Origin of the sequence: Deinococcus actinosclerus (assembly GCF_001507665.1) — a bacterium.
Classification (GTDB): Bacteria; Deinococcota; Deinococci; order Deinococcales; family Deinococcaceae; genus Deinococcus; species Deinococcus actinosclerus.
Window position 1 is genome coordinate 332,669 of record NZ_CP013910.1, and the last position, 18,879, is coordinate 351,547.

An 18,879-nucleotide genomic window follows, 5' to 3' on the forward strand; every position below is an offset into this window, starting at 1 on the left:
CTGTTCTAGGAGACCCCCATGAAGAAAACGACCTCACTGCTGGCCCTCCTCGCCCTCACCGCTCCCGTTCTGGCCCAGACCGACGCGGGCAAACGCCTGATCACCATCGAAGGCGCCCCGCGTGGCGACGTCCGCAACGGTCCCCTGAACTTCACTGGCAACCCCGTCAAGGCGAAAGTCAGCACCCTGAACATCGAGGCCTCCCAGGCCATCCTGGCCGCCCCCAAGGGCACCGCGCTGATCGAAGCGAAAGGCAAGCGCACCGCTGACTTCACCGGGAACGTCAAGGTTGTCCGTGGCCGCCTGACCGCCACCGGCAACGCCCTCGCCTACAGCGAGGCGACCGGGCAGGGCGTCCTGAACGGCAGCGCCAGCGCCACCTTCACGCCGGACAAGACCGACGGCGACACCGTGACCATCAGGGCCGCGCAGATGAGCCTCGACGTGGACAACGACCGCTCCACCAGCACGGGGGGCGTGAGCCTCTCCAACGGCGCGCAGAGCGGTAAGGCCGACAAGCTCGTGTTCGACGAGCAGCGCGAACTGGCCCTCCTGACCGGCACGCCCAGCCTCACCCGCGCCGCCAAGGGCAGCCAGAAGGAACTGATCATCACCGGGCAGGAAGTCCGCGCGCTGACCAAGACCAAGACGCTGTACGTGCGCGGCGGCGTGAAACTCGTGCAGGGCACCACCACCACCACCGGGGACGCCGTGTACTACGACGACAGGAAGAACGTCGCGTACGTGGTCGGGAACGCCGTCAGCGTGGACAGCAAGAGCAAGGTGACCGTGAAGGCCCCCGCCAGCGGCTACCTGGAGCAGCGCACCGACCTGGCCCGCGTGCGCGCCCTGAACTCGGCGTACAAGATCCCCACCGATCAGTTCAAGCTCACCGGCGAGAAGTAAACTCCCGGTATGCCCCGCTCCCGCCTGAGCGCCCTGCTCCTGACCGCGCTGCTCTCCGGCGGGAGCGTCCTGACGATCGCCCTGGCCCAGCAGAACCCCGCCCAGCCGCCGCCCGCGCAGGGACAGCCGCCGGGCGACGCACCTGATCAGGACGTGCCCGCCACGGAGTTCGGTGAGGCGCAGGCGGAGCAGTCCAGCCTGACGCTCGTGCGCCGCAGCGAGAAGGACGGCAAGGACCGCCAGATCGTCATCGTGAAGTCCGGCACGACCGATACGACCGGCGTCTTCGCGATCTGCGGCCCGCAGGACGGCGAGCCGGAGGACGCCCCGAATGTTGCGGTGTTCAGCGAGACCGGCGCAGGTGGCGTGCAGATCACCATCGACAAGAACGTGATCCGCGTGCCGCTGGCGGTCGTCACCCAGTTGCCCCCCAAAGAAGGACAGGAGGGCAGTGACGGGCGCGTGGAGGCCAGCGCCGGAACCGCCCGCTTCCTGGATGAACCGCCCGCAGGCAAGACCGATCGTCTGAGCCGCTGCGCCGTCGAGGCCACGCCCAGGCCCGCGCCGGACACCGTGATCGTCACGCAGGGCCGCACGGAGCTGAAAGGGCAAAAGCTGGTGTACGACAGCGCCGACGGAATCGCCCGCATCGACGGGCCGGTGATCTTCAAGCGCAGCAGCGACAAGGATCCCCTGACCGGCAAGAGTGACCGGATCGAGGTCAGTGTGGACGACGAGAAGACCACCCTGGTCGGCAGTGTGGAACTGAAGTCGGACGGGGGCCGCACCAGCCGCGCCGCGCGGGTCGAGTACGACGACACCCGCAACGTCGCGCGGCTGTACGGCACGCCCGAGCAGCCCGCCGAGAGCGTCAAGGGCGGCGACACCCTGCGCGCCGGGGTGATCGTGTACGACCTCGACCGGAACGAGGTGTACGCCGAGAAGGCCGAGGGCGGCACCATCACCGGGGAATTCATCGACAGCGAGGAGGGCAGTGGTGCGGCCACGCCCGCCGCGCCGACGACTCCCCCCCGGCCCTGACGGGGAAGTGGCGGTAGGGTGCCCGACTCGGCGGCAGTGAGTGACTCAGGGCCGCTGAATCCTGTGGTCAGTCCTGGATGGTCCGGCGGGCCTGGAGAAGCACCTCGGCGCTGCGGTGCAGGGCGTCCTGCTCGTCCGGGGTCAGGGCGGGCAGCACGGTCCCCAGCACCCCGTCGCGGCCCAGGATGCGCGGCACGCTGAGGCTCACGCCGAACGCGGGGGTGGGGGCGCTGACGGTCAGGACGGCCCGGCGGTCGCCCAGGATGCGCTCGGTGATGCGGGCCAGGGCCGCGCCGATCCCGTAGTACGTGGCGCGTTTCCCGCCGATGATCTGCGCGGCGGCCTCGCGGGTGTCCCGCTCGATCTGCGCCCGGATGTCCGGCGTCCACGGGAGGTCCCGGGCGTCCATGAAGTCCGCGACCGGGAGCCCCGCGACGGTGGCGGTGCTCCAGGCGATGACCTCGCTGTCCCCGTGCTCGCCCAGCACGTACCCGTGGACGTGCGTGGCGTCCACCCCGGCGTGCGCGGCGATCAGGTGCCGGAACCGCGCGGAGTCCAGCACGGTGCCCGACCCGATCACGGCGTGATCCGGGGCCAGGGCCACGCTCAGGTCGGTCAGGAGGTCCACGGGATTGGTGGCGATCAGCAGGGCCGCGCCGGGCGCGGCGGCCGCCACGCGGGGGATCAGGTCGTGGAAGATCGCGGCGTTCTTCTGGAGCAGGTCCAGGCGGGACTCGCCGGGTTTCTGGTTGGCGCCCGCCGCGACGATCACCACCCCGCTGCCGTGCAGGTCCTCCAGCGGGCCGCTGCGAACCCGGGTGCCGTGGCTGACGGGCGATGCGTGCGCGATGTCCTGCGCCTCGGCGTGGGCGCGCGCCCCGTCCAGGTCGGTCAGGACCAGTTCGCTGCACGAGCCGCGCAGCGTCAGGGCGTACGCCACCGTCGCGCCGACCAGTCCGGCGCCGACCACCCCGACCTTCATGCCCGCCTCCTCACCTGGCGGCCCGGACGGTCAGCACCGGCACGGGGCTGCGCGCCACGATCTTCTCGGCGGTGCTGCCCACGAAGAAGTGCTCCAGCGCGCCCTGCGCGTGCGTGCCCACCACGATCAGGTCCGCGCCCCACTCGCGCGCGGCGTCCAGCAGGCCGGTCACGGGGTCGCCCACCATCAGTTCCTGCTCCTCGCCGGCCTGCACCTCGCGGGTCAGGCGCTGGCCGTCCGCGCTTTCCAGCGTGTGCAGCAGCGTGGGGTCGGGCAGGGCCGGGGTCACGCCGCCCATCAGGTCCGGCGCGGCGGTCACGCGGGCGTCCGTGACGTGCACCAGCCGCCGGGTCGCGCCGGGAAAGCGGGTGCGGGCCAGCGCCAGCGCCGCCGCCGAGGACGCCGAGAAGTCCACGCCCACCAGGACGCGCTGGAAACCGGAAGTGCCGTGGAGGTCAGTGGACTGGGTCATGTCCTGAACCTACACCCGCGTTCACCACCGTCCCGGGGCGCGTGAAGATCGGGTGAAGAGCGCTGTCCGGCGCCCGCTCAGCTGGCGCGGGAGGCGCCGCCCAGGGTGTCCCAGCGCAGCTGCCGCCGCCCGGCCCGTTTGGCGGCGTACAGCCGCCGGTCGGCCAGATCGAGCAGGCCCGCCACGCTGTCGGCCTCGTGCCCCAGCACCGCCCCGGCGCTGAACGTCACCTCGGGCAGCGGCCCGGGCAGGGTCAGGGTCAACCCGTCCAGGCGGGTCGTGACCGCGTGGGCCTCCTGCGCGCCCGTCCCAGGGATGACCAGCACGAACTCCTCGCCGCCCCAGCGGGCCAGCAGCGCGTCGGCACGCAGCACCTGCCGCAGCGCCGGGCCCAGCGCGCGCAGCACCTCGTCCCCCACCGCGTGCCCGCGCGTGTCGTTCACCTCCTTGAAGTGATCCAGATCCAGCAGCACCAGCGTGAAGCCCGCGTGCTCCCCGCGCCGCAGCTGCCCGTGCAGTCGGCGCAGTTCGCCCAGCGCGGCGCGGCGGTTGGGCAGGCCCGTCAGCGGATCGGTGAGGGACGCCTGCTGAAAGGCCGCGGCGTCCTGCTGGAAGGCCGTGATCTGCTGCCCGAAACTGCTCGCCATCCCGATCACGATGGTCGTGCAGGCCAGGTAGGCGAGCAGGCTCAGGTCATGCACCGGCCGGGAGGCCGCCAGGCCCGCGAAGGCCAGGAAGCCCAGCAGGGTCGCCGGGGCCGCGACCCGCAGCGGCAGCAGCCCGAACCACAGGGCCACCACGATCAGGAAGGACAGGTACGAGCCGGTCTGCACCTCCGGGGCGCGCAGCAGCGGCGCGAACTCGCTCACGGTGGAGACGGTCGCCACCGCCACGATGAGCAGGCTCAGGCGCGCCGTGGGCCAGCGCAGCCACGTCAGCGCTGCCAGCACCCACGCGGAGACCAGCAGGCCCAGCGAGTACGCGGCGGCCGAGTCCCACTGCTGACGCCTGACCTGTTCACTCAGGATGAACAGGTGCGCGGTCACCGAGCCGCTCGCCGCCGTCAGGTAGGCGCGGCGACGGATCCGCTCCACGCGGATCAGGGCGGACGCCGGGTCGTTCATTCCCCCAGCATGCCCCGCGCGTCCCACGAAAAACTGACATGCGCCGAGGCCAAGCCGGCCCTGCGCCCTTCAGCAGACCTTGACGCAGCGCCATCTCCCCCCGGGGGCGGCGCGTACACTCCGAAGCATGCAACTTCAGAGCTTCGGCGCGGCCCTGACCGTCACCGGCAGCATGCACCTGCTGACGGTCGGTGAGCGGCAGATCCTGATCGACTGCGGTCTCTTCCAGGGGAACGACGAGCTGGAGGCCCGCAACCGCGAGGGCTTCCCGTTCGACGTGCAGGCGCTGGAGGCCGTGATCCTCACGCACGCGCACCTCGACCACGTGGGCCGCCTACCGCTGCTGGTGAAACTGGGCTTCCGGGGTCCGGTGTACTGCACGGCGCCCACGGCGGGCCTCGCGGAGACGGTGCTGCTCGACAGCGCCCGCCTGCAGGTGGACGGGTACCGCCACGACCTGCGCCGCGCCCGCCGCCAGGGCGTCCCCGACGAGCAGGTGCCCCCGCCGCTGTACGAGGAGGAGGACGTGCACCGCGCGCTGGCGCTGCTGCGCCCCCACCTGGAGTTCGGGGAGACCACCCGCGTCGCGGGCCTGAAGGTCACGCCCGAGCGGGCCGGGCACATCCTGGGCAGCGCGTACCTCCTGATCGAGAGCGCCGAGGGGCGACTGCTCATGAGCGGCGACCTCGGGAACCGCGAGAGCGGCCTGCAACTGGACTTCACGCCCCCGCCGCACGCGGACGCCGTGGTCATCGAGACGACCTACGCCAACCGCACGCACCGCCCCTGGCCCGCCACGCTGGCCGAATTCCGCGACGCGCTGCGAGACTCGGTGCGCCAGGGCGGGAAGATCCTGATTCCCAGCTTCGCCATCGAGCGGACGCAGACCATCCTGCATACCATCAAGAGCCTGATGGACGCCGGGGAGGTCCCGCGCATCCCGGTGTTCCTGGATTCCCCGATGGCGGCGCGCGCCACGCACGAGTACTTCGAGTTCGGCGACGAACTCATCCCCGAGGTCCGCGACGCGCTCCAGGCGGGCGAGGACCCCTTCCGGCCCAGCACGCTGCACGTGGTCCCTACCAGCGCCGAGTCGCAACGCATCAACAAGTACGACGGCCCGGCGATCATCCTGGCCGGGAACGGCATGATGACCGGCGGGCGCATCCAGCACCACCTCAAGCACCACCTGTGGAAACCCAGCACCAGCCTGATCAGCGTGTCCTACCAGTCCCCCAGCAGCCTGGGCGGCCGGATCGTCACGGGGGCCGACCACGTCCGCATCATGGGCGAGGAGATCGCCGTGAAGGCCCACGTGTACACCATCGGCGGTTTCTCCGCGCACGCCGACCAGGACGACCTGCTGGCGTTCCTGAGCACGACCGGCACCCCGCGCGTGTGGCTGGTGCACGGCGAACCGGACGTCATGGCGTCCTTCCTGCCGGTGCTGAAAGAGCGCGGGCTGACCGGCAACCTGATGCCCGACCGGCAGGCCGTGGACCTGACCGGCCCCGGTTTCCCGCAGGGTCTGCCCCCCGGGTTCGACGCGGCCCCCACGCGCGGCGCGCAGGCCGAGGCCGGCGAATAGGCGCGGTGACAGGGGAAGGGCTGACAGGGGAAGAAAAGGCCCTGGGCGTTTTCATGCGGAGCGGCTACTCTGAAGCTCCATGAAACGCGCGCTGCCCCTGCTCCTGCTCGCCCTGACCGCCTGCGGCTCCAAGTCCATCGAGGGCGTTCAGACCTTCACGTACGCCGGTGGGGATCACCGCAGCGGCTCACTGATCTACGCCGAGAACCCCCCGGCGGGCGGCCCGCACAACCCCATGTGGCAGAACTGCGGCGTGTACGACCGCCCGCTGTACAACGAGTACGCCGTGCACAGCCTGGAACACGGCGCGGTGTGGATCACCTACCGTCCGGACCTGGACGCCGCTCAGGTGGACGCCCTGAAGAAGCTCGTCGAGGGCCGCCCCTACACCATCCTCAGCCCCTACGAGGGCCTGGACACCCCGGTCGCGGCGAGCGCCTGGGGCGCCCAGCTGAAGGTCGAGAAGGCCGACGACAGCCGCCTGAAGGCCTTCTTGGACAAGTACGAGCAGGGCGCCACCGCCCCCGAGCGCGGCGCGTCGTGCAGCGGAGCGTACGGCGAGACCCGCTGACCACCAGGCACGCAGCAAGGCGAACGGCCCCACAGCTGATGTGGGGCCGTTCGCCTTGCTGCGGGTGCTCAGCGCTGCTCTTCGTCGTCGAAGTACTCGAAGCGGAATGCGCCGATCTCGACGGTGTCCCCTTCGCGCGCCCCGGCCCGTTTCAGGGCGTTGTACAGGCCCTGCCGCTTGAACAGGTTGCCCAGGTACTCGGCGGCCTCGTCCATGAAGCGCGAGAAGCGCACGATGCGTTCCTCGAAGCCCCCGCCGTGCACCGACCAGACCCGCTCGGGCTGCCCGTCGTTGATGATGCCCACGCCCTTGGCCGCCGGATCAATCCGGAACTCGATGCGCAGCGGCTCCTCGCGCACGGTGTCGGACTCGATCTCCAGCGCGTTGTTCTGCGCCCACAGTTCGCGGTCCGGGAGCATCTGGAACACCGCCTCACGCAGCTCCGCCAGCCCCGCGCCTTCACGGGCGCTGACCTGCACGACCGGCAGGCCGAACTGCGCGAGTTCGTCCACGACCATCGCCGCGAGGTCCTCGTCGGTCAGTTCCACCTTGTTCAGCGCGATCAGCGAGACCTGTTCCAGCAGCGTGGGGTCGTAGGCGCGCAGCTCGGCCTGCAGCTGCCTCAGTTCCTCGACCGGGTTGCGGGTCACGTCGAGCACGTACACGAGCAGGCGCGTGCGGCTGATGTGCCGCAGGAACTCCAGCCCCAGGCCCTTGCCCTCGCTGGCCCCCTCGATGATCCCCGGGATGTCCGCCAGCGTGAAGCGTTCGTCCAGCGGCGTGCCCGCCCCGTCCAGGCGGTCCACCACGCCCAGGATGGGGGAGAGGGTCGTGAACGGGTAGTCCGCGATGGCCGGATTCGCGCGGGACAGCGCCGCGAGCAGGCTGCTCTTGCCGGCGTTCGGGTAGCCGACCAGCCCCACGTCCGCGATCAGGCGCAGCTCCAGGCGCACGCGGCGCTTCTGTCCGGGCGTGCCGAGTTCCGCAAAGCGCGGGGCCTGACGGGTGCTGCTCACGAAGGTGCTGTTCCCGCGTCCGCCGAAGCCCCCGCGCGCGATGACCTTCTCCTGCCCGACCCGCACGAGGTCCGCGATGACCTTCCCGGTCGCCTCGTCGAACGCGGTCGTGCCGACGGGCACGTCGATGTACACGTCCTCCCCGTCGCCGCCCTGGCGCAGCCGGCCCTCGCCGTACGCGCCGTTCGGAGCCTTGAACTTGCGGCGGCCCACCAGCCGCTCCAAGCTCTCGACGCCCTCGATGGCGCGTAGGATGATGCTGCCGCCCCGCCCGCCGTGCCCGCCGTCCGGGCCGCCCTTCTCCATATACTTCGCGCGGTGGAAGGACATGCTGCCGTCCCCGCCGTTCCCGGCCGCCACCTCGATATTCAGAACATCACGAAACGCCACAGTCACTCCTTTACGCGGCCCGCACATGCGGCCACGCGAACGCAGCCTGACCGCATTCCGGGCCCCGCACTGCACTGGCGGGCACGGCGGTCAGGCCGCAACGCTCCCCAGTCTATCAGGGAAGTGAAGGCGGCTCCATCCGCCAGCGCGACTCGGCCCTGTCATGCTCCGGCCGGAAACGCTCAGGACAGCCCCAACCCCGTGCGCGGACTATCAACCGGATGTCATCCGGCGGCCCAGCGGCGCCAGTCAGACTCACATGCACCCCACAAGCAGAAGAGCCAGAACCCGCAGGCTCCGGCTCCTCAGCGCACTGTCCTGAATCAGTCCGCGGCGGCGGCGGTGGGCACTTCGATGCTGATGAAGCGGCCCTTGGCGCCACGGTTCGTGAACACGACCCGGCCGTTTTCCAGGGCGAAGAGGGTGTGGTCGCGGCCCATGCCCACGTTCGGGCCGGCCTTGAACTTCGTGCCGCGCTGGCGGACGAGGATGTTGCCGGCCAGCACCTGCTCGCCGCCGAACTTCTTCACGCCCAGGTACTTGGGCTGGCTGTCACGTCCGTTCTTGGACGAACCTACGCCTTTCTTGTGTGCCATGTCGGTATCCTCCCTTAGCCCTTGATGCCCAGGATCTTGATCGCGGTGTAGTCCTGGCGGTGGCCGGTGCGGCGGCGGTACTGGATGCCGCTCTTGTACTTGCGCACGTAGATCTTCTCGCCACGGCCGTGCTCGACGACTTCGGCGTTCACGGTGAACTTGCCGGCGGCGTCGCCGAAGACGGTCTGGTCGCCGCCCACGAAGATGGGGGTCAGGTCGAGCTTGTCGCCCGCTTCGCCTTTCAGGCTCTCGACGCGGATGACGTCGCCTTCCTGCACGCGGTACTGTTTCCCGCCGGTCTGAATGATTGCAAACATGGTGTTTCCTCCTGCCGCGCGCCCGAAGAAACGCTGCCCTGGGCGGCCTTGGCCTGCTGCACCCGCTCGGCGGGTCACCAAGCAAGTACTGTAACACACCGGTCAGGCATAGGGAACCCGTCCGGGTCCGGCGGATCAGCGCAGACTCGGGGGTGGCAGGCAACGGCGCTCGGCCCGCGCGGGGCGGGGGAAAGCTGTTCGGTTGCGTGCGGGTTCCCGGGTCTGGTGAACGTGTCCTCGCGGTACACGTGGGCTCGCGCGGGGCGAGCCGGGTTCTGCTGATCCTCCAGAGCTGCCCTGGGGCAGCTGATCCTGGCAGCATAGCACGGAACCCGGGGGCCGCCGGGTGCGTACTGGCCCCCGTGATCACCCGAGTCCGGGCCGTGTGGCGTGACGCGCTGGCCCTGCTGTTCGCCCTGAACGACCGGCGCACGCCCGCCGGGGCAAAGCTCATGGCCGCGCTGGCCCTGGCCTACGCGCTGCTGCCGCTGGACCTGCTGCCCGACCTGACGCCCGTCCTGGGCGTGGCGGACGACATCCTGATCGTGCCGACCCTACTGGCCCTGGCGGCCCGCACCCTGCCCGCGCCCGTGCTGGCGCAGGCGCAGACCCGCAGCCTGAGTGTTCAGCGCCGCCTGCCCTGGCTGATTCCCGGCGCCGTCCTGGGCGCCCTGACCCTGCTCAGCCTGCTGGGCTGGGCGGTGTGGCAGGCCGTGAGCGGCTGAGCGCGCCTAACCACCCCTTAACCGCCCCGCTTACACTGAGGTTCATGAGACTGCTGCTCGTGGAGGACGACGCCCGTATCGCGCAGCCCACTGCCGAGGCGCTGCGCGAGGCCGGGTACGCCGTCACCTGGGCGCAGACCGGCCCGGCCGGGCTGGAGGCCGCCGCGCTGGGCGAGTACCCGCTGGTGATCCTAGACGTGATGCTGCCCGGCATGGACGGCTTTCAGGTGGCGCGTGAACTGCGCGAGCAGGGCGTGGAGTCCGCGATCCTGTTCCTGACGGCGCGCGGAGAACTGGCCGACCGTGTGGAGGGCCTGGATCTGGGCGGGGACGCGTATCTGGTCAAGCCGTTCGCCGTGCCGGAGCTGCTGGCCACCCTGCGGGCGCTGGCGCGGCGGGAGCGGGGGACGTCCGCGCCGCGCGTGACCTTTGCCGGGGGGCGCGGCACGCTGGACACCGTGGCGCGCACCGTGACCTGGGACGGCGCGGAGGTGGCCGTCACGGGCCGCGAGTACGCCCTGCTGGAGGTGCTGTCTCAGGCCCCGGAACGCTGGTTCACCCGTGAGGACCTGATCGACCGGGTGTGGGGGCCGGAATTCGACGGCGAGGCGCGGATCGTGGACGTCTACGTGCGGTACGTGCGGCGCAAGCTGGCCCCGGAGGCGATCACGTCCGAGCGGGGGCGCGGCTACCGCGTGGAACGCTGAGCGGCGTGGGGGTGCAGACGTGCGACTGACCCTGCGGGCGCGGCTGGCGCTGTGGGCGGCGCTGGCGACCGGCGTGGCGGTCCTGCTGGTCGCGGCGGGCCTGTACTGGTCGGTGAACGGCTTTCTGCGGCAGGCGCAGGAACAGCGGGTCGGCAGCGTACTCGGGGCGGTGCAGGGCCGGGTGGAGGCCCTGTTGCGCCCCCGCCCGGACGACGACCTGCTGGGCCCGCTGCTGGGGCCGCAGCCGGTGAGCATCTCGCAGTCGGATCTGGAACGCATCGCGGACGACGTGGACCGCCGGGGCGTGGAGTTGCGGGTGATCGCGCCGCAGGGGGGGCGGCTGATCGCGGTGGGCACGCCGAACTTCCCGTCCGGGGTACCCGCTGACCTGACCCCCGGACTGCGGGACAGCGGCACGCACCTGATCCTCGTGCGGCCCCTGCGGCCCCAGGTGGCCCTGCAGGTGGCGGTGGACGCCCGCTCGCTGCGGGAAGCCCGCGAGGCGTTCATCCGGGCGCTGACGGCCCTGGTGCCGCTGGCGCTGCTGCTGTCCCTGCTGGTGGGCTGGGTGGTGGCGGGTCGGCTGCTGCGGCCCGTGCGGGCGCTGGAGGGCGCCGCGCACGCCATCGGCGAGGGTGGGGACCTGCGCCGCCCGCTGCCCGGTGCGGGCGAAGGGGACGAACTGGCGCGGCTGGCGCTGACGTTGCAGCAGAGCTTCGCGCGCCTCGCGGACGCCCGCGACCGTGAGCAGGGCTTCCTGCGGGCCGCCGCGCATGACCTGCGCTCCCCGCTGGCGGCGCTGACCGCGCGGGTTGAGGGGACCCTGGCCCGCGACCGCGACGCCGAGCGCTACCGCGCCGACCTGCGCGAGATCGGCACGGACATCACCCGGCTGTCCACCCTGGCGAACCACCTGCTGCTGCTGGCGCGCGACCCGGCAGCCGTGCAGCGCACCCCGGTGCCACTGCGGGACCTCGCGGCCGACGCGGTGGACCGCGCCCGGGAACTCGACCCGCTGGCCGACGTGGACCTGGACGGCGCGGAGGCCGTCACGGTACCCGGGGACCGGGTGCTGCTGGGACAGGCGATCTGGAACCTCACCACGAACGCCGTGCGGCACGCGCCGGGCGCGACGGTCCTCGTGCAGGTGCGCGCCGAGCCGGGCGGCGCGGCCGTGACCGTGCAGGACGACGGCCCCGGCGTGGACGCCGCCGCCCTGGCCCGCCTGGGCGAGGCGTTCTACCGTCCGGACGCCAGCCGCACGGCGGACGCGTCCGGCGGGGGCGGGCACGGGCTGGGGCTGGCGCTGGCGCGGCACGTGGCGGGGCTGCACGGCGGCACGCTGGACATCGCGAGCGCGCCCGGCGCGGGCTTCCGCGTCACCCTGCATCTGCCGGGGTAGGGCCCGCTCCGGGGGCGTCTGCTACGCTGTGCGGCAATGAACAGTTCAGTGCCGCGCTGGAGTGCCGTCGTGCTGGGCGGCGGGGATCCCGGCGATCCGTTTGCCGCCGCGCACGGCGTGAACGTCAAACCCCTGATCCCCGTGGGGGGCGTGCCCATGGCCCTGCATGTCCTGCGGGCCCTGCGCGGCAGTGACCGGGTGGGCCGCGTGGCGTACGTGGGGCCCACCACCCCCGACCTCGACCCGCTGATCGACATCCGCGTGACTGACCACGGCACCCTGCTCAGCAACCTCGAGGCCGGGGTGGAGGCCCTGCGCGACCTGGGCCTCGCCCCCGGCGATCGGGTGCTGGTCGTCACCGCCGACGTGCCCATGCTGCGCCCGCAGGAGGTGCGGGACGTGCTGGACGCCGCGCCGCTGGACGCCGGACTGGTCTACCCGGTCGTGCGGCGCGAGGTCTGCGAGGCCGCGTATCCCGGCGTGAAACGCACCTACGCCCGCCTGAAGGACGGCACCTTCACCGGCGGAAACCTCTTCCTGCTGGACCCGGCCCTGATCGGGCAGTTCCTGCCCCGCCTGCGCGAGGTTCTGGCGGCCCGCAAGGCCCCCCTGAAACTCGCCGGACTGATCGGCTGGGACGTGCTGCTGCGCCTCCTCACGGGCCGCCTGAGCGTGCCGCGGCTGGAGGAGAAGGTCTCCGGGCTGCTGGGCGTCCAGGCGCGCGCGCTGATCACCCCGCACGCCGCCGTGGGCACCGACGTGGACAAGGACGCCGATCTCACCCTGGCCGAGGCGCAGCTGCGCGGCACCGCAGCCGGTCACTGAACCGCGTTCCAATCCTGACGTAAACGCTCGGTTTTCTCGCGCTGAACGATGAAAATCCTGTCCAGCTTCGCCCTTGCGCCCCCGGGGCCCGGTGTGCATACTGTCCCTCATGCCTCACGTGATCGTTAGCCCCTGCATCGGCGTCAAAGACCAGGCCTGCACGGAAGTCTGCCCGGTAGAATGCATCTACGACGGCGGCGACCAGTTCCTGATCCACCCCGACGAGTGCATCGACTGCGGCGCGTGCGTCCCCGCCTGCCCCGTCAGCGCCATCTTCCCCGAAGAGGACGTCCCCGGCGGCGAGGAGAGCTTCATCGAGAAGAACCGCGCCCACTTCGGCCTCTGAATCCACCCCTGAACGCGCCTCCCCTCCCGGTTATCCGGGGTGCGGGAGGCGCGTTGCCTGCTGCCCCGGGGGCGGGCCTCCCGGTGTCCCTTGCCGCGCCCCGCCCGGCGGGGCTAGCATGGGTCCCGCCGCGCCCCACATGGACGCGTGACCCCCGAGGAGGTGATGACGTGACCCCAGACCCCCATACCCTGGACGGCGAACCGCCCAGTCGACCTCTGACCACGCCCCACCCATCCCCGGAGGTCGCCCCATGCCCCACCATGAAGGCCGCGCATGCTGACGTATTACCGCAGCGTCGGCGGCAAACTGAACACCATTGACGGCTACATCGACGGCTGCTGGATCAACGCCGCCGACCCCAGCCCCGAAGAACTCGCCCGCGTCGCCCGTGAAACCGGCCTGGACTTGGATTACCTGTCGTACCCGCTCGACCCGGACGAACGCTCCCGCTTCGAGCGGGAAGACGGGCAGCTGCTGATCATCATGCAGACCAGCTACCGGCTGGCCGAGGACAGCGACATCCCCTACGACACCGTCCCGCTGGGCATCCTGCACACCGACCACTGCCTCGTGACCGTGTGCGCCCTGCCGGAGAACCCGGTCATCAAGGACGTGCTGGGCGGCCTGGTGCGCCGCGTGAGCACCGTCAAGAAGAACCGCCTGACGCTGCAGCTGTTCCTGCGCAACGCCCAGCGGTTCCTGATCGACGTGCGGCAGATCAACAAGCGCGTGGACGCCATTGAGGACAAGCTGGAGAACAGCCAGCAGAACCGCGAGCTGCTGAACCTCCTGAAGCTCGAGAAGAGCCTCGTGTACTTCCTGACCGGTCTGAAGGCGAACGAGGCCATGATGGAACGCGTCAAACGCGACCGCATCTTCGAGATGTACGAGGAGGACAGCGACCTGCTCGACGACGTCCTGATCGAGAACCTCCAGGCCATCGAGATGGCGTCCATCGCCAGCAACATTCTGACCAGCATGGCCGGCGCCTTCGCCAGCGTGATCAGCAACAACGTCAATCAGGTCGTGAAGGTCCTGACCGTGACGACCATCCTCGTGGCCATCCCGACCCTGGTGACCAGCGTGTTCGGCATGAACGTCCCCATTCCCTTCCACGACAGCCCGGAAGGCATCTGGATCGTGCTGGGCCTCGCTGTAGCCCTCGCTGTAGCGGTGGCTGGCATCTTCTACCGCCTGCGCGTCCTGTAGGAGGTTGATGGTGAACAGGTGATGGTTGATAGAGGGTCACCCCATCTATCAACCATCACCTTTCACCCCGCTACTCCTTGCTGACGATCAGGAGCGCGCCGAACAGCGCGAGGTTCTTCAGGAACTGCGTCTGCTGCTGCTGCCGCTCCTTGCCCTGCTTGTCCCAGAAGGGATGACCGATCACGGTGGTGGGAATGAGGCTGGCGGCCAGGGCCACGCTGGCCGGGCGGGACAGCAGGCCCGCCGCCATCAGCGCGCCCGCGCCGACCATCACGCCGCTGTTGACCTTCACGGCCAGTTCGGGTTCCGGTACCTCCGCGCCGCGCGCCGCGCGCACGATGGGTTCGGGGTTCTGCAGGTGATCCAGGCCGCTCTTGATGAAGATGCTCGCGAGCAGCGCCCGCCCGATGAATCTCGTCACACTCATGCCTTGCCCTCCTTGAACTGTCCCGGAGTCTAGCGCAGGCACGCCCCGCCCTCGTGCGCCCCCACGCTTGGGCAACCCTTCAGTGAAGTGGAGCGGGGTTGATACGGACTCCGGTTGAATGGCTGACAAAGCCGCTGGGTCCGAGCGGACTCGCAGAGCTGCGCAGCAGAGCGAGAAGGAGAGAAACGGGTGCCGGACGTGAAGTTGACGGATCGGTGGTGTTCCGATCTGTCAATGAAACAAACGCAATCCGTATTACATGCCCTGGATGACGGACAGCTGCCGGGTCAGGTCGGCCATGATGTCCTGCACGGCGCGCGTGCCGGTGGCGAGCATGCCCACGTACTCGTCGTGCGTCAGCACGCCCTCCTCCGCGCCGCCCTGCACCTCGACGATCAGGCCGTCACTCGTGGCGACCACGTTCAGGTCCGCGCGGGCCACCTTGTCCTCGGCGTAATCGAGGTCCACGCGGATCTCCGAGCCGACCAGCCCCACGCTGACCGCCCCGATGTTGCGCGAGATGGGCCAGTCGGTCAGGCGGCCCTTCTGGATCAGGCGGTCACAGAAGTCATGCAGCGCCGCGTGCCCGGCCAGGATGCTCGCCACGCGCGTCCCGCCGTCCGCGACCAGCACGTCGCAGTCCACGTACAGCGTCTGGTTGCGGAAGTAACGCAGGTCCATCCCGGCGCGCAGCGCGCGGCCCAGCAGCCGCTGGATCTCGTGACGGCGGCCGTTCTGCAGGTTCCGTTCGCGGGCCTGCCGGTCGTTGGTCGCGCGGGGCAGCATGGAGTACTCGGCGGTCAGCCAGCCTTCCTTGCTGCCGCGCATGTGCGGCGCGGCCTTCTCTTCCAGGGTCACGGTCGCGAGGATCTCGGTGCGGCCCATGATCAGGTGCGCGCTGCCGGGCGCGTGCGGGTTCACGCCCCGCTTGACGGTGACGGGACGGGGCGTGAGGAGGTCGCGGCCTTCGCGGATGGGCTGGGTCATGTCTGTATGCGCTCGATTCTGGGCGGAGCCCGGTGAATTTCCCCCTCATTCTGCACGTTCGCGGCCCCCAGCGCACGGGACAGGAGGTCCGTGACGACCGGCGCGGCCCGCGCGGGGTCGCCCGTCACGAGGAACGCCTCGGTCCCGCCCGAAGTCCGCGCGCTCAGCAGGTCGCGCTCCTCCAGCACCCGCCGCGTGTGCCGCGCGACCGCCGCGCCGCTGTCCAGCAGCGTGAACGTGTCCCCGAATTCCGCGCGGATGCTGCCCGCCAGGAACGGGTAGTGCGTGCAGCCCAGCACGAGCTGATCCCCCCCGGCCTGCGCGACCGGCGCCAGGATCTCGCGCAGCACCTCGCGCGCCCGCGCGGAGTCCGCCTGCCCGGCCTCCACCAGCGGGACCAGTTCGGTACTCACGGCCTTCAGGACCTGCACGCCCGCCGGGTCCGCGAACTCGCGGATCACGTCCGCCAGCAGCGTCCCGCGCATCGTGCCCGGCGTCGCCAGCACCCCCACCACGCCCGACCGGGTCGCCAGGACCGCCGGTTTCACCGCCGGGACCAGCCCGATCACCGGCATGTCGAAGCGTGAGCGCAGGTCGCCCAGGCTGAACGCCGACGCGGTGTTGCACGCCACCACCACGCCCTTCACACCCCGCGCGTGCAGTGCCGACACCGCCCGCGCCGTCAGCTCGCGGATTTCCTGGTCCGGCCGCGCGCCGTACGGCACGTGCGCCGTATCGGCCAGGTACAGCAGGTCCTCGCCCGGCAGCGCCCGCCGCAGGTCTCCCAGGACACTCAGGCCGCCCACGCCACTGTCGAACACGCCAAGCGGTGCGTCACTCATCGCGCTGATGATACGGGACGCTCAGTCTCCGGCCAGAGCCTCGCGCAGCGTGTCGCCCAGCGCGCGGATGCCCCACGTGATCTGCTCGGGCGTGGCGTTGCTGTAACTGAGGCGCATGGTGTTTTCGCCGCCGCCCAGGGCAAAAAAGGGACTGCCGGGCACGTACGCGACCTTGCGCTGCACGGCGCGGGGCAGCAGCGCCTGGGTGTCCACCCCCTGCGGGAGGGTCAGCCACAGGAACATGCCGCCTTCGGGCGTGGTGGTCTGCACGCCGGCCGGGAAGTCCGCGTGGATGCGCTCCAGCATCAGGCGGGCGCGCTCGCCGTACGCCTGCCGCACCCGTTCGATCTGGCGGGGCAGCACGCTGTCCACGAGTTCGGCGATGATCATCTGGTTGAAGGTCGGGGTGTGCAGGTCCGCGCCCTGCTTGGCCTGGATCAGTTTATTGATGATCGGCGCGGCGGCCTGCACCCACGCGTCGCGCAGGCCCGGCACCAGCGTCTTGGAAAACGAACTGGAATAGATGACGTGGTTGCGGTCCGCGTCGCCGTGCAGGTCCAGGCCCAGGCTGTACAGGCTGGGCGCGGCCTCACCAGTGAAGCGCAGCTGCCCGTACGGGTCGTCCTCGATGAGCAGGACGCCGTGCTGCGCGGTGAGTTCCACGAGGCGGCGGCGGCGCTCGGCGCTCAGGGTACGCCCGGTGGGGTTCTGGAAGTTCGGCACGGCGTACAGCAGCTTCGCGCGCGTGGTCTTCAGGACCTCCTCCAGGGCGTCCACGTCGATGCCGCCGTCGTCGGTGGGCACCTGCACGTAGCGGGGCAGGTACGGCTGGAAGGATTGCAGCGCGCCCAGGTAGGTGGGCGCTTCCACGAGCACCACGTCCCCCTCGTCGATGAGGACCTTGCCGAGCAGGTCCAGGCCCTGCTGGCTGCCGGTCACGATCTGCACGTTCCGCGCCGGGATGCCCGCCTGCGCGCCGATCCACTCGCGCAGCGGCGGGTGCCCCTCGGTCGTCGAGTACTGCAGCGCCGCCGGGCCGTACACGTCCAGCACGCGCTGGCTCGCGGCGCGCACCTCGTCCAGCGGGAACAGTTCCGGCGCGGGCAGCCCCCCGGCGAAACTGATCACGTCCGGCTGCTGCGTGACCTTCAGGATCTCGCGGATGGCGCTGGCCGTCATGCTCTGCGCGCGGCGCGACAGCGTGCCGTCCAGATCGAAGGCCAGCGGGGCAGGGGAGGGGGTGGTCATGCCCGCATGGTAGTCCCCTGTCTACCCCGCGCGGCCCAGTCATGTGGACGGCCCCCGAGTGTGAGCGGGGTCACTCCGGGTAGAGTGGGGGACGCTCAAGGAGGTATTCACATGCTCGTCACCGGTAACGACATCCTGATTCCCGCCCGCGCCGGCCACTACGGCGTCGGCTCGTTCAACACCAACAACATGGAGATCACCCAGGCGATCATCCACACCGCCGAGCGGCTGCGCAGCCCCGTCATGGTGCAGATGAGCGAGGGGGCCATCAAGTACGGCGGCCAGGACCTCGCCAACATCGTCATCGACCTCGCCACGCGGGCCACCGTGCCCGTCGCGCTGCACCTCGACCACGGCAGCTCCTACGAGAGCGCGCTGAAGGCCATCAAGATGGGCTTCACCAGCGTCATGATCGACGCCTCCCACCACGGCTTCGAGGACAACGTCAAGGAAACGCGCCGCGTCGTGGAAGCCGCGCACGCCATGGGCATCAGCGTGGAAAGCGAACTCGGGCGTCTGGGCGGCATCGAGGAGCACATCGTCGTGGACGAGAAGGACGCCTTCCTGACCGACCCCGAGGAAGCCGTGCAGTTCATCGAGCAGACCGGCACCGACTACCTCGCCATCGCCATCGGCACCAGCCACGGCGCGTTCAAGGGCAAGGGCCGCCCCTACATCGACCACGCGCGCATCGAGAAGATCGCCAGCCTCACCAGCATCCCCCTGGTCGCGCACGGCTCCAGCGGCGTGCCGCAGGAGATCGTCGAGCGCTTCCGCAAGGCCGGCGGTGAGATCGGTGACGCCGCCGGGATCGCCGACGAGGACCTCCAGCGCGCCACCGGCTTCGGGATCGCCAAGGTGAACGTGGACACCGACCTGCGTCTGGCCAGCACCGTCGGCATCCGCGAGGCCCTGGCCGCCAACCCCAAGGAATTCGACCCCCGCAAGATCTTCGGCCCGGCCCGCGACGTCATGAGCCAGGTCATCGAGCACAAGATGCGCGTGCTCGGCAGCGTCGGCAAGGCCTGATCCTCACCGCTCGCCTGCGGGCCCAGGGCTGCCTGCGGGGCCCTGCGGGCAGCTGACCGGGACCTGACGCGGCCTTTACGTGCAGCCGCTGTCACAACGGGAAACTCTCACCCTGCCGCTCTATTC

The 18,879-nt window shown here is 70.6% G+C and carries 21 protein-coding genes; 11 read left to right on the top strand and 10 right to left on the bottom strand.

The features are described from left to right. The first annotated feature begins 18 nt into the window (after nt 1-18). Both AUC44_RS01615 and AUC44_RS01620 read left to right on the top strand, forming a co-directional pair. The gene (locus AUC44_RS01615) at nt 19-906 is read left to right on the top strand and encodes an LptA/OstA family protein (RefSeq protein ID WP_062157102.1); all 888 of its coding nucleotides are present in this window, start codon (nt 19-21) and stop codon (nt 904-906) included. Between the two features lie 9 nt (nt 907-915). Further along, nucleotides 916-1,947 carry an LptA/OstA family protein gene (locus tag AUC44_RS01620; protein ID WP_062157103.1) on the top strand — a complete coding sequence of 344 codons (1,032 nt, stop codon included), beginning with the start codon at nt 916-918 and terminating at the stop codon, nt 1,945-1,947. Between the two features lie 67 nt (nt 1,948-2,014). On the opposite strand, the gene AUC44_RS01625 is transcribed toward AUC44_RS01620, so the two are convergent. From AUC44_RS01625 to AUC44_RS01635, 3 genes are all read right to left on the bottom strand, one after another. Then, nucleotides 2,015-2,929 carry a lactate/malate family dehydrogenase gene (locus AUC44_RS01625; protein ID WP_062157104.1) on the bottom strand — a complete coding sequence of 305 codons (915 nt, stop codon included), beginning with the start codon at nt 2,927-2,929 and terminating at the stop codon, nt 2,015-2,017. Between the two features lie 10 nt (nt 2,930-2,939). Continuing rightward, nucleotides 2,940-3,401, bottom strand: coding sequence for a universal stress protein (locus AUC44_RS01630; protein ID WP_062157105.1), 462 nt, complete (start codon nt 3,399-3,401; stop codon nt 2,940-2,942). Between the two features lie 77 nt (nt 3,402-3,478). Further along, nucleotides 3,479-4,525, bottom strand: a complete 1,047-nt coding sequence (locus tag AUC44_RS01635) for a GGDEF domain-containing protein (RefSeq protein WP_062157106.1) — start codon at nt 4,523-4,525, stop codon at nt 3,479-3,481. A 127-nt stretch (nt 4,526-4,652) separates the two neighbouring features. On the opposite strand from AUC44_RS01635, the gene AUC44_RS01640 reads away from it, so the two are divergent. Together AUC44_RS01640 and AUC44_RS01645 are read left to right on the top strand one after the other, a co-directional pair. Further along, nucleotides 4,653-6,113, top strand: a complete 1,461-nt coding sequence (locus AUC44_RS01640) for an MBL fold metallo-hydrolase RNA specificity domain-containing protein (protein ID WP_062157107.1) — start codon at nt 4,653-4,655, stop codon at nt 6,111-6,113. Nucleotides 6,114-6,192: 79 nt separating this feature from the next. Next, nucleotides 6,193-6,684, top strand: a complete 492-nt coding sequence (locus tag AUC44_RS01645) for a DUF3105 domain-containing protein (RefSeq protein WP_062157108.1) — start codon at nt 6,193-6,195, stop codon at nt 6,682-6,684. 68 nt (nt 6,685-6,752) lie between these two features. On the opposite strand, the gene obgE is transcribed toward AUC44_RS01645, so the two are convergent. From obgE to rplU, 3 genes are all read right to left on the bottom strand, one after another. Beyond that, nucleotides 6,753-8,090, bottom strand: coding sequence for a GTPase ObgE (gene obgE, locus AUC44_RS01650; protein ID WP_062157109.1), 1,338 nt, complete (start codon nt 8,088-8,090; stop codon nt 6,753-6,755). Nucleotides 8,091-8,413: 323 nt separating this feature from the next. After that, entirely contained in the window at nt 8,414-8,686 is a 273-nt protein-coding gene (gene rpmA / locus AUC44_RS01655; protein ID WP_062157110.1) for a 50S ribosomal protein L27, read from the bottom strand. A 14-nt stretch (nt 8,687-8,700) separates the two neighbouring features. Then, complete coding sequence (rplU, locus tag AUC44_RS01660) at nt 8,701-9,003, bottom strand: 50S ribosomal protein L21 (protein ID WP_046843459.1); 303 nt, start codon at nt 9,001-9,003, stop codon at nt 8,701-8,703. Between the two features lie 362 nt (nt 9,004-9,365). Between rplU and AUC44_RS01665 the strand changes: the two genes are divergently transcribed. From AUC44_RS01665 to AUC44_RS01690, 6 genes are all read left to right on the top strand, one after another. Further along, nucleotides 9,366-9,728, top strand: coding sequence for a DUF1232 domain-containing protein (locus AUC44_RS01665; RefSeq protein WP_062157111.1), 363 nt, complete (start codon nt 9,366-9,368; stop codon nt 9,726-9,728). A 44-nt stretch (nt 9,729-9,772) separates the two neighbouring features. Continuing rightward, nucleotides 9,773-10,435: a response regulator transcription factor gene (locus tag AUC44_RS01670; RefSeq protein ID WP_062157112.1), complete on the top strand. Its 663-nt coding sequence runs from the start codon at nt 9,773-9,775 to the stop codon at nt 10,433-10,435. A gap of 19 nt (nt 10,436-10,454) precedes the next feature. Next, entirely contained in the window at nt 10,455-11,837 is a 1,383-nt protein-coding gene (locus tag AUC44_RS01675) for a sensor histidine kinase (RefSeq protein WP_062157113.1), read from the top strand. A gap of 36 nt (nt 11,838-11,873) precedes the next feature. After that, complete coding sequence (locus AUC44_RS01680) at nt 11,874-12,662, top strand: NTP transferase domain-containing protein (protein ID WP_062157114.1); 789 nt, start codon at nt 11,874-11,876, stop codon at nt 12,660-12,662. A 109-nt stretch (nt 12,663-12,771) separates the two neighbouring features. Continuing rightward, nucleotides 12,772-13,008: a ferredoxin gene (locus tag AUC44_RS01685; protein ID WP_062157115.1), complete on the top strand. Its 237-nt coding sequence runs from the start codon at nt 12,772-12,774 to the stop codon at nt 13,006-13,008. Between the two features lie 276 nt (nt 13,009-13,284). Continuing rightward, on the top strand, nt 13,285-14,220 hold the full coding sequence (locus AUC44_RS01690) for a magnesium transporter CorA family protein (protein WP_046844004.1): 936 nt from the start codon (nt 13,285-13,287) through the stop codon (nt 14,218-14,220). Nucleotides 14,221-14,290: 70 nt separating this feature from the next. Here AUC44_RS01690 and AUC44_RS01695 read toward each other — a convergent pair whose 3' ends face one another. The 4 genes from AUC44_RS01695 to AUC44_RS01710 form a co-directional block, all read right to left on the bottom strand. Then, complete coding sequence (locus AUC44_RS01695) at nt 14,291-14,647, bottom strand: DoxX family protein (protein WP_046844005.1); 357 nt, start codon at nt 14,645-14,647, stop codon at nt 14,291-14,293. 255 nt (nt 14,648-14,902) lie between these two features. Then, nucleotides 14,903-15,634 (bottom strand): ribonuclease PH, encoded by a 732-nt coding sequence (rph, locus tag AUC44_RS01700; RefSeq protein WP_046844006.1) that lies wholly within the window; start codon nt 15,632-15,634, stop codon nt 14,903-14,905. Then, entirely contained in the window at nt 15,631-16,476 is an 846-nt protein-coding gene (gene murI, locus AUC44_RS01705; protein WP_062157116.1) for a glutamate racemase, read from the bottom strand. Before murI ends, rph begins: the two co-directional genes overlap by 4 nt. A 21-nt stretch (nt 16,477-16,497) precedes the next feature. Continuing rightward, nucleotides 16,498-17,724 (bottom strand): aminotransferase-like domain-containing protein, encoded by a 1,227-nt coding sequence (locus AUC44_RS01710; RefSeq protein ID WP_062157117.1) that lies wholly within the window; start codon nt 17,722-17,724, stop codon nt 16,498-16,500. Nucleotides 17,725-17,835: 111 nt separating this feature from the next. On the opposite strand from AUC44_RS01710, the gene fba reads away from it, so the two are divergent. Next, entirely contained in the window at nt 17,836-18,753 is a 918-nt protein-coding gene (gene fba / locus AUC44_RS01715; protein ID WP_062157118.1) for a class II fructose-1,6-bisphosphate aldolase, read from the top strand. Nucleotides 18,754-18,879 lie beyond the last annotated feature (126 nt).

What these genes read in the sequence shown, in the direction of transcription:
- AUC44_RS01620 (WP_062157103.1), top strand. Translation starts at nt 916, where the DNA reads ATGCCCCGCTCCCGCCTGAGCGCCCTGCTCCTGACCGCGCTGCTCTCC.
- AUC44_RS01690 (WP_046844004.1), top strand. Translation starts at nt 13,285, where the DNA reads ATGCTGACGTATTACCGCAGCGTCGGCGGCAAACTGAACACCATTGAC.
- AUC44_RS01685 (WP_062157115.1), top strand. Translation starts at nt 12,772, where the DNA reads ATGCCTCACGTGATCGTTAGCCCCTGCATCGGCGTCAAAGACCAGGCC.
- murI (WP_062157116.1), bottom strand. Translation starts at nt 16,476, where the DNA reads ATGAGTGACGCACCGCTTGGCGTGTTCGACAGTGGCGTGGGCGGCCTG.
- rph (WP_046844006.1), bottom strand. Translation starts at nt 15,634, where the DNA reads ATGACCCAGCCCATCCGCGAAGGCCGCGACCTCCTCACGCCCCGTCCC.
- AUC44_RS01640 (WP_062157107.1), top strand. Translation starts at nt 4,653, where the DNA reads ATGCAACTTCAGAGCTTCGGCGCGGCCCTGACCGTCACCGGCAGCATG.
- AUC44_RS01625 (WP_062157104.1), bottom strand. Translation starts at nt 2,929, where the DNA reads ATGAAGGTCGGGGTGGTCGGCGCCGGACTGGTCGGCGCGACGGTGGCG.
- rplU (WP_046843459.1), bottom strand. Translation starts at nt 9,003, where the DNA reads ATGTTTGCAATCATTCAGACCGGCGGGAAACAGTACCGCGTGCAGGAA.
- AUC44_RS01630 (WP_062157105.1), bottom strand. Translation starts at nt 3,401, where the DNA reads ATGACCCAGTCCACTGACCTCCACGGCACTTCCGGTTTCCAGCGCGTC.
- AUC44_RS01670 (WP_062157112.1), top strand. Translation starts at nt 9,773, where the DNA reads ATGAGACTGCTGCTCGTGGAGGACGACGCCCGTATCGCGCAGCCCACT.
- AUC44_RS01635 (WP_062157106.1), bottom strand. Translation starts at nt 4,525, where the DNA reads ATGAACGACCCGGCGTCCGCCCTGATCCGCGTGGAGCGGATCCGTCGC.
- fba (WP_062157118.1), top strand. Translation starts at nt 17,836, where the DNA reads ATGCTCGTCACCGGTAACGACATCCTGATTCCCGCCCGCGCCGGCCAC.
- AUC44_RS01680 (WP_062157114.1), top strand. Translation starts at nt 11,874, where the DNA reads ATGAACAGTTCAGTGCCGCGCTGGAGTGCCGTCGTGCTGGGCGGCGGG.
- AUC44_RS01695 (WP_046844005.1), bottom strand. Translation starts at nt 14,647, where the DNA reads ATGAGTGTGACGAGATTCATCGGGCGGGCGCTGCTCGCGAGCATCTTC.
- rpmA (WP_062157110.1), bottom strand. Translation starts at nt 8,686, where the DNA reads ATGGCACACAAGAAAGGCGTAGGTTCGTCCAAGAACGGACGTGACAGC.
- AUC44_RS01615 (WP_062157102.1), top strand. Translation starts at nt 19, where the DNA reads ATGAAGAAAACGACCTCACTGCTGGCCCTCCTCGCCCTCACCGCTCCC.
- AUC44_RS01645 (WP_062157108.1), top strand. Translation starts at nt 6,193, where the DNA reads ATGAAACGCGCGCTGCCCCTGCTCCTGCTCGCCCTGACCGCCTGCGGC.
- AUC44_RS01710 (WP_062157117.1), bottom strand. Translation starts at nt 17,724, where the DNA reads ATGACCACCCCCTCCCCTGCCCCGCTGGCCTTCGATCTGGACGGCACG.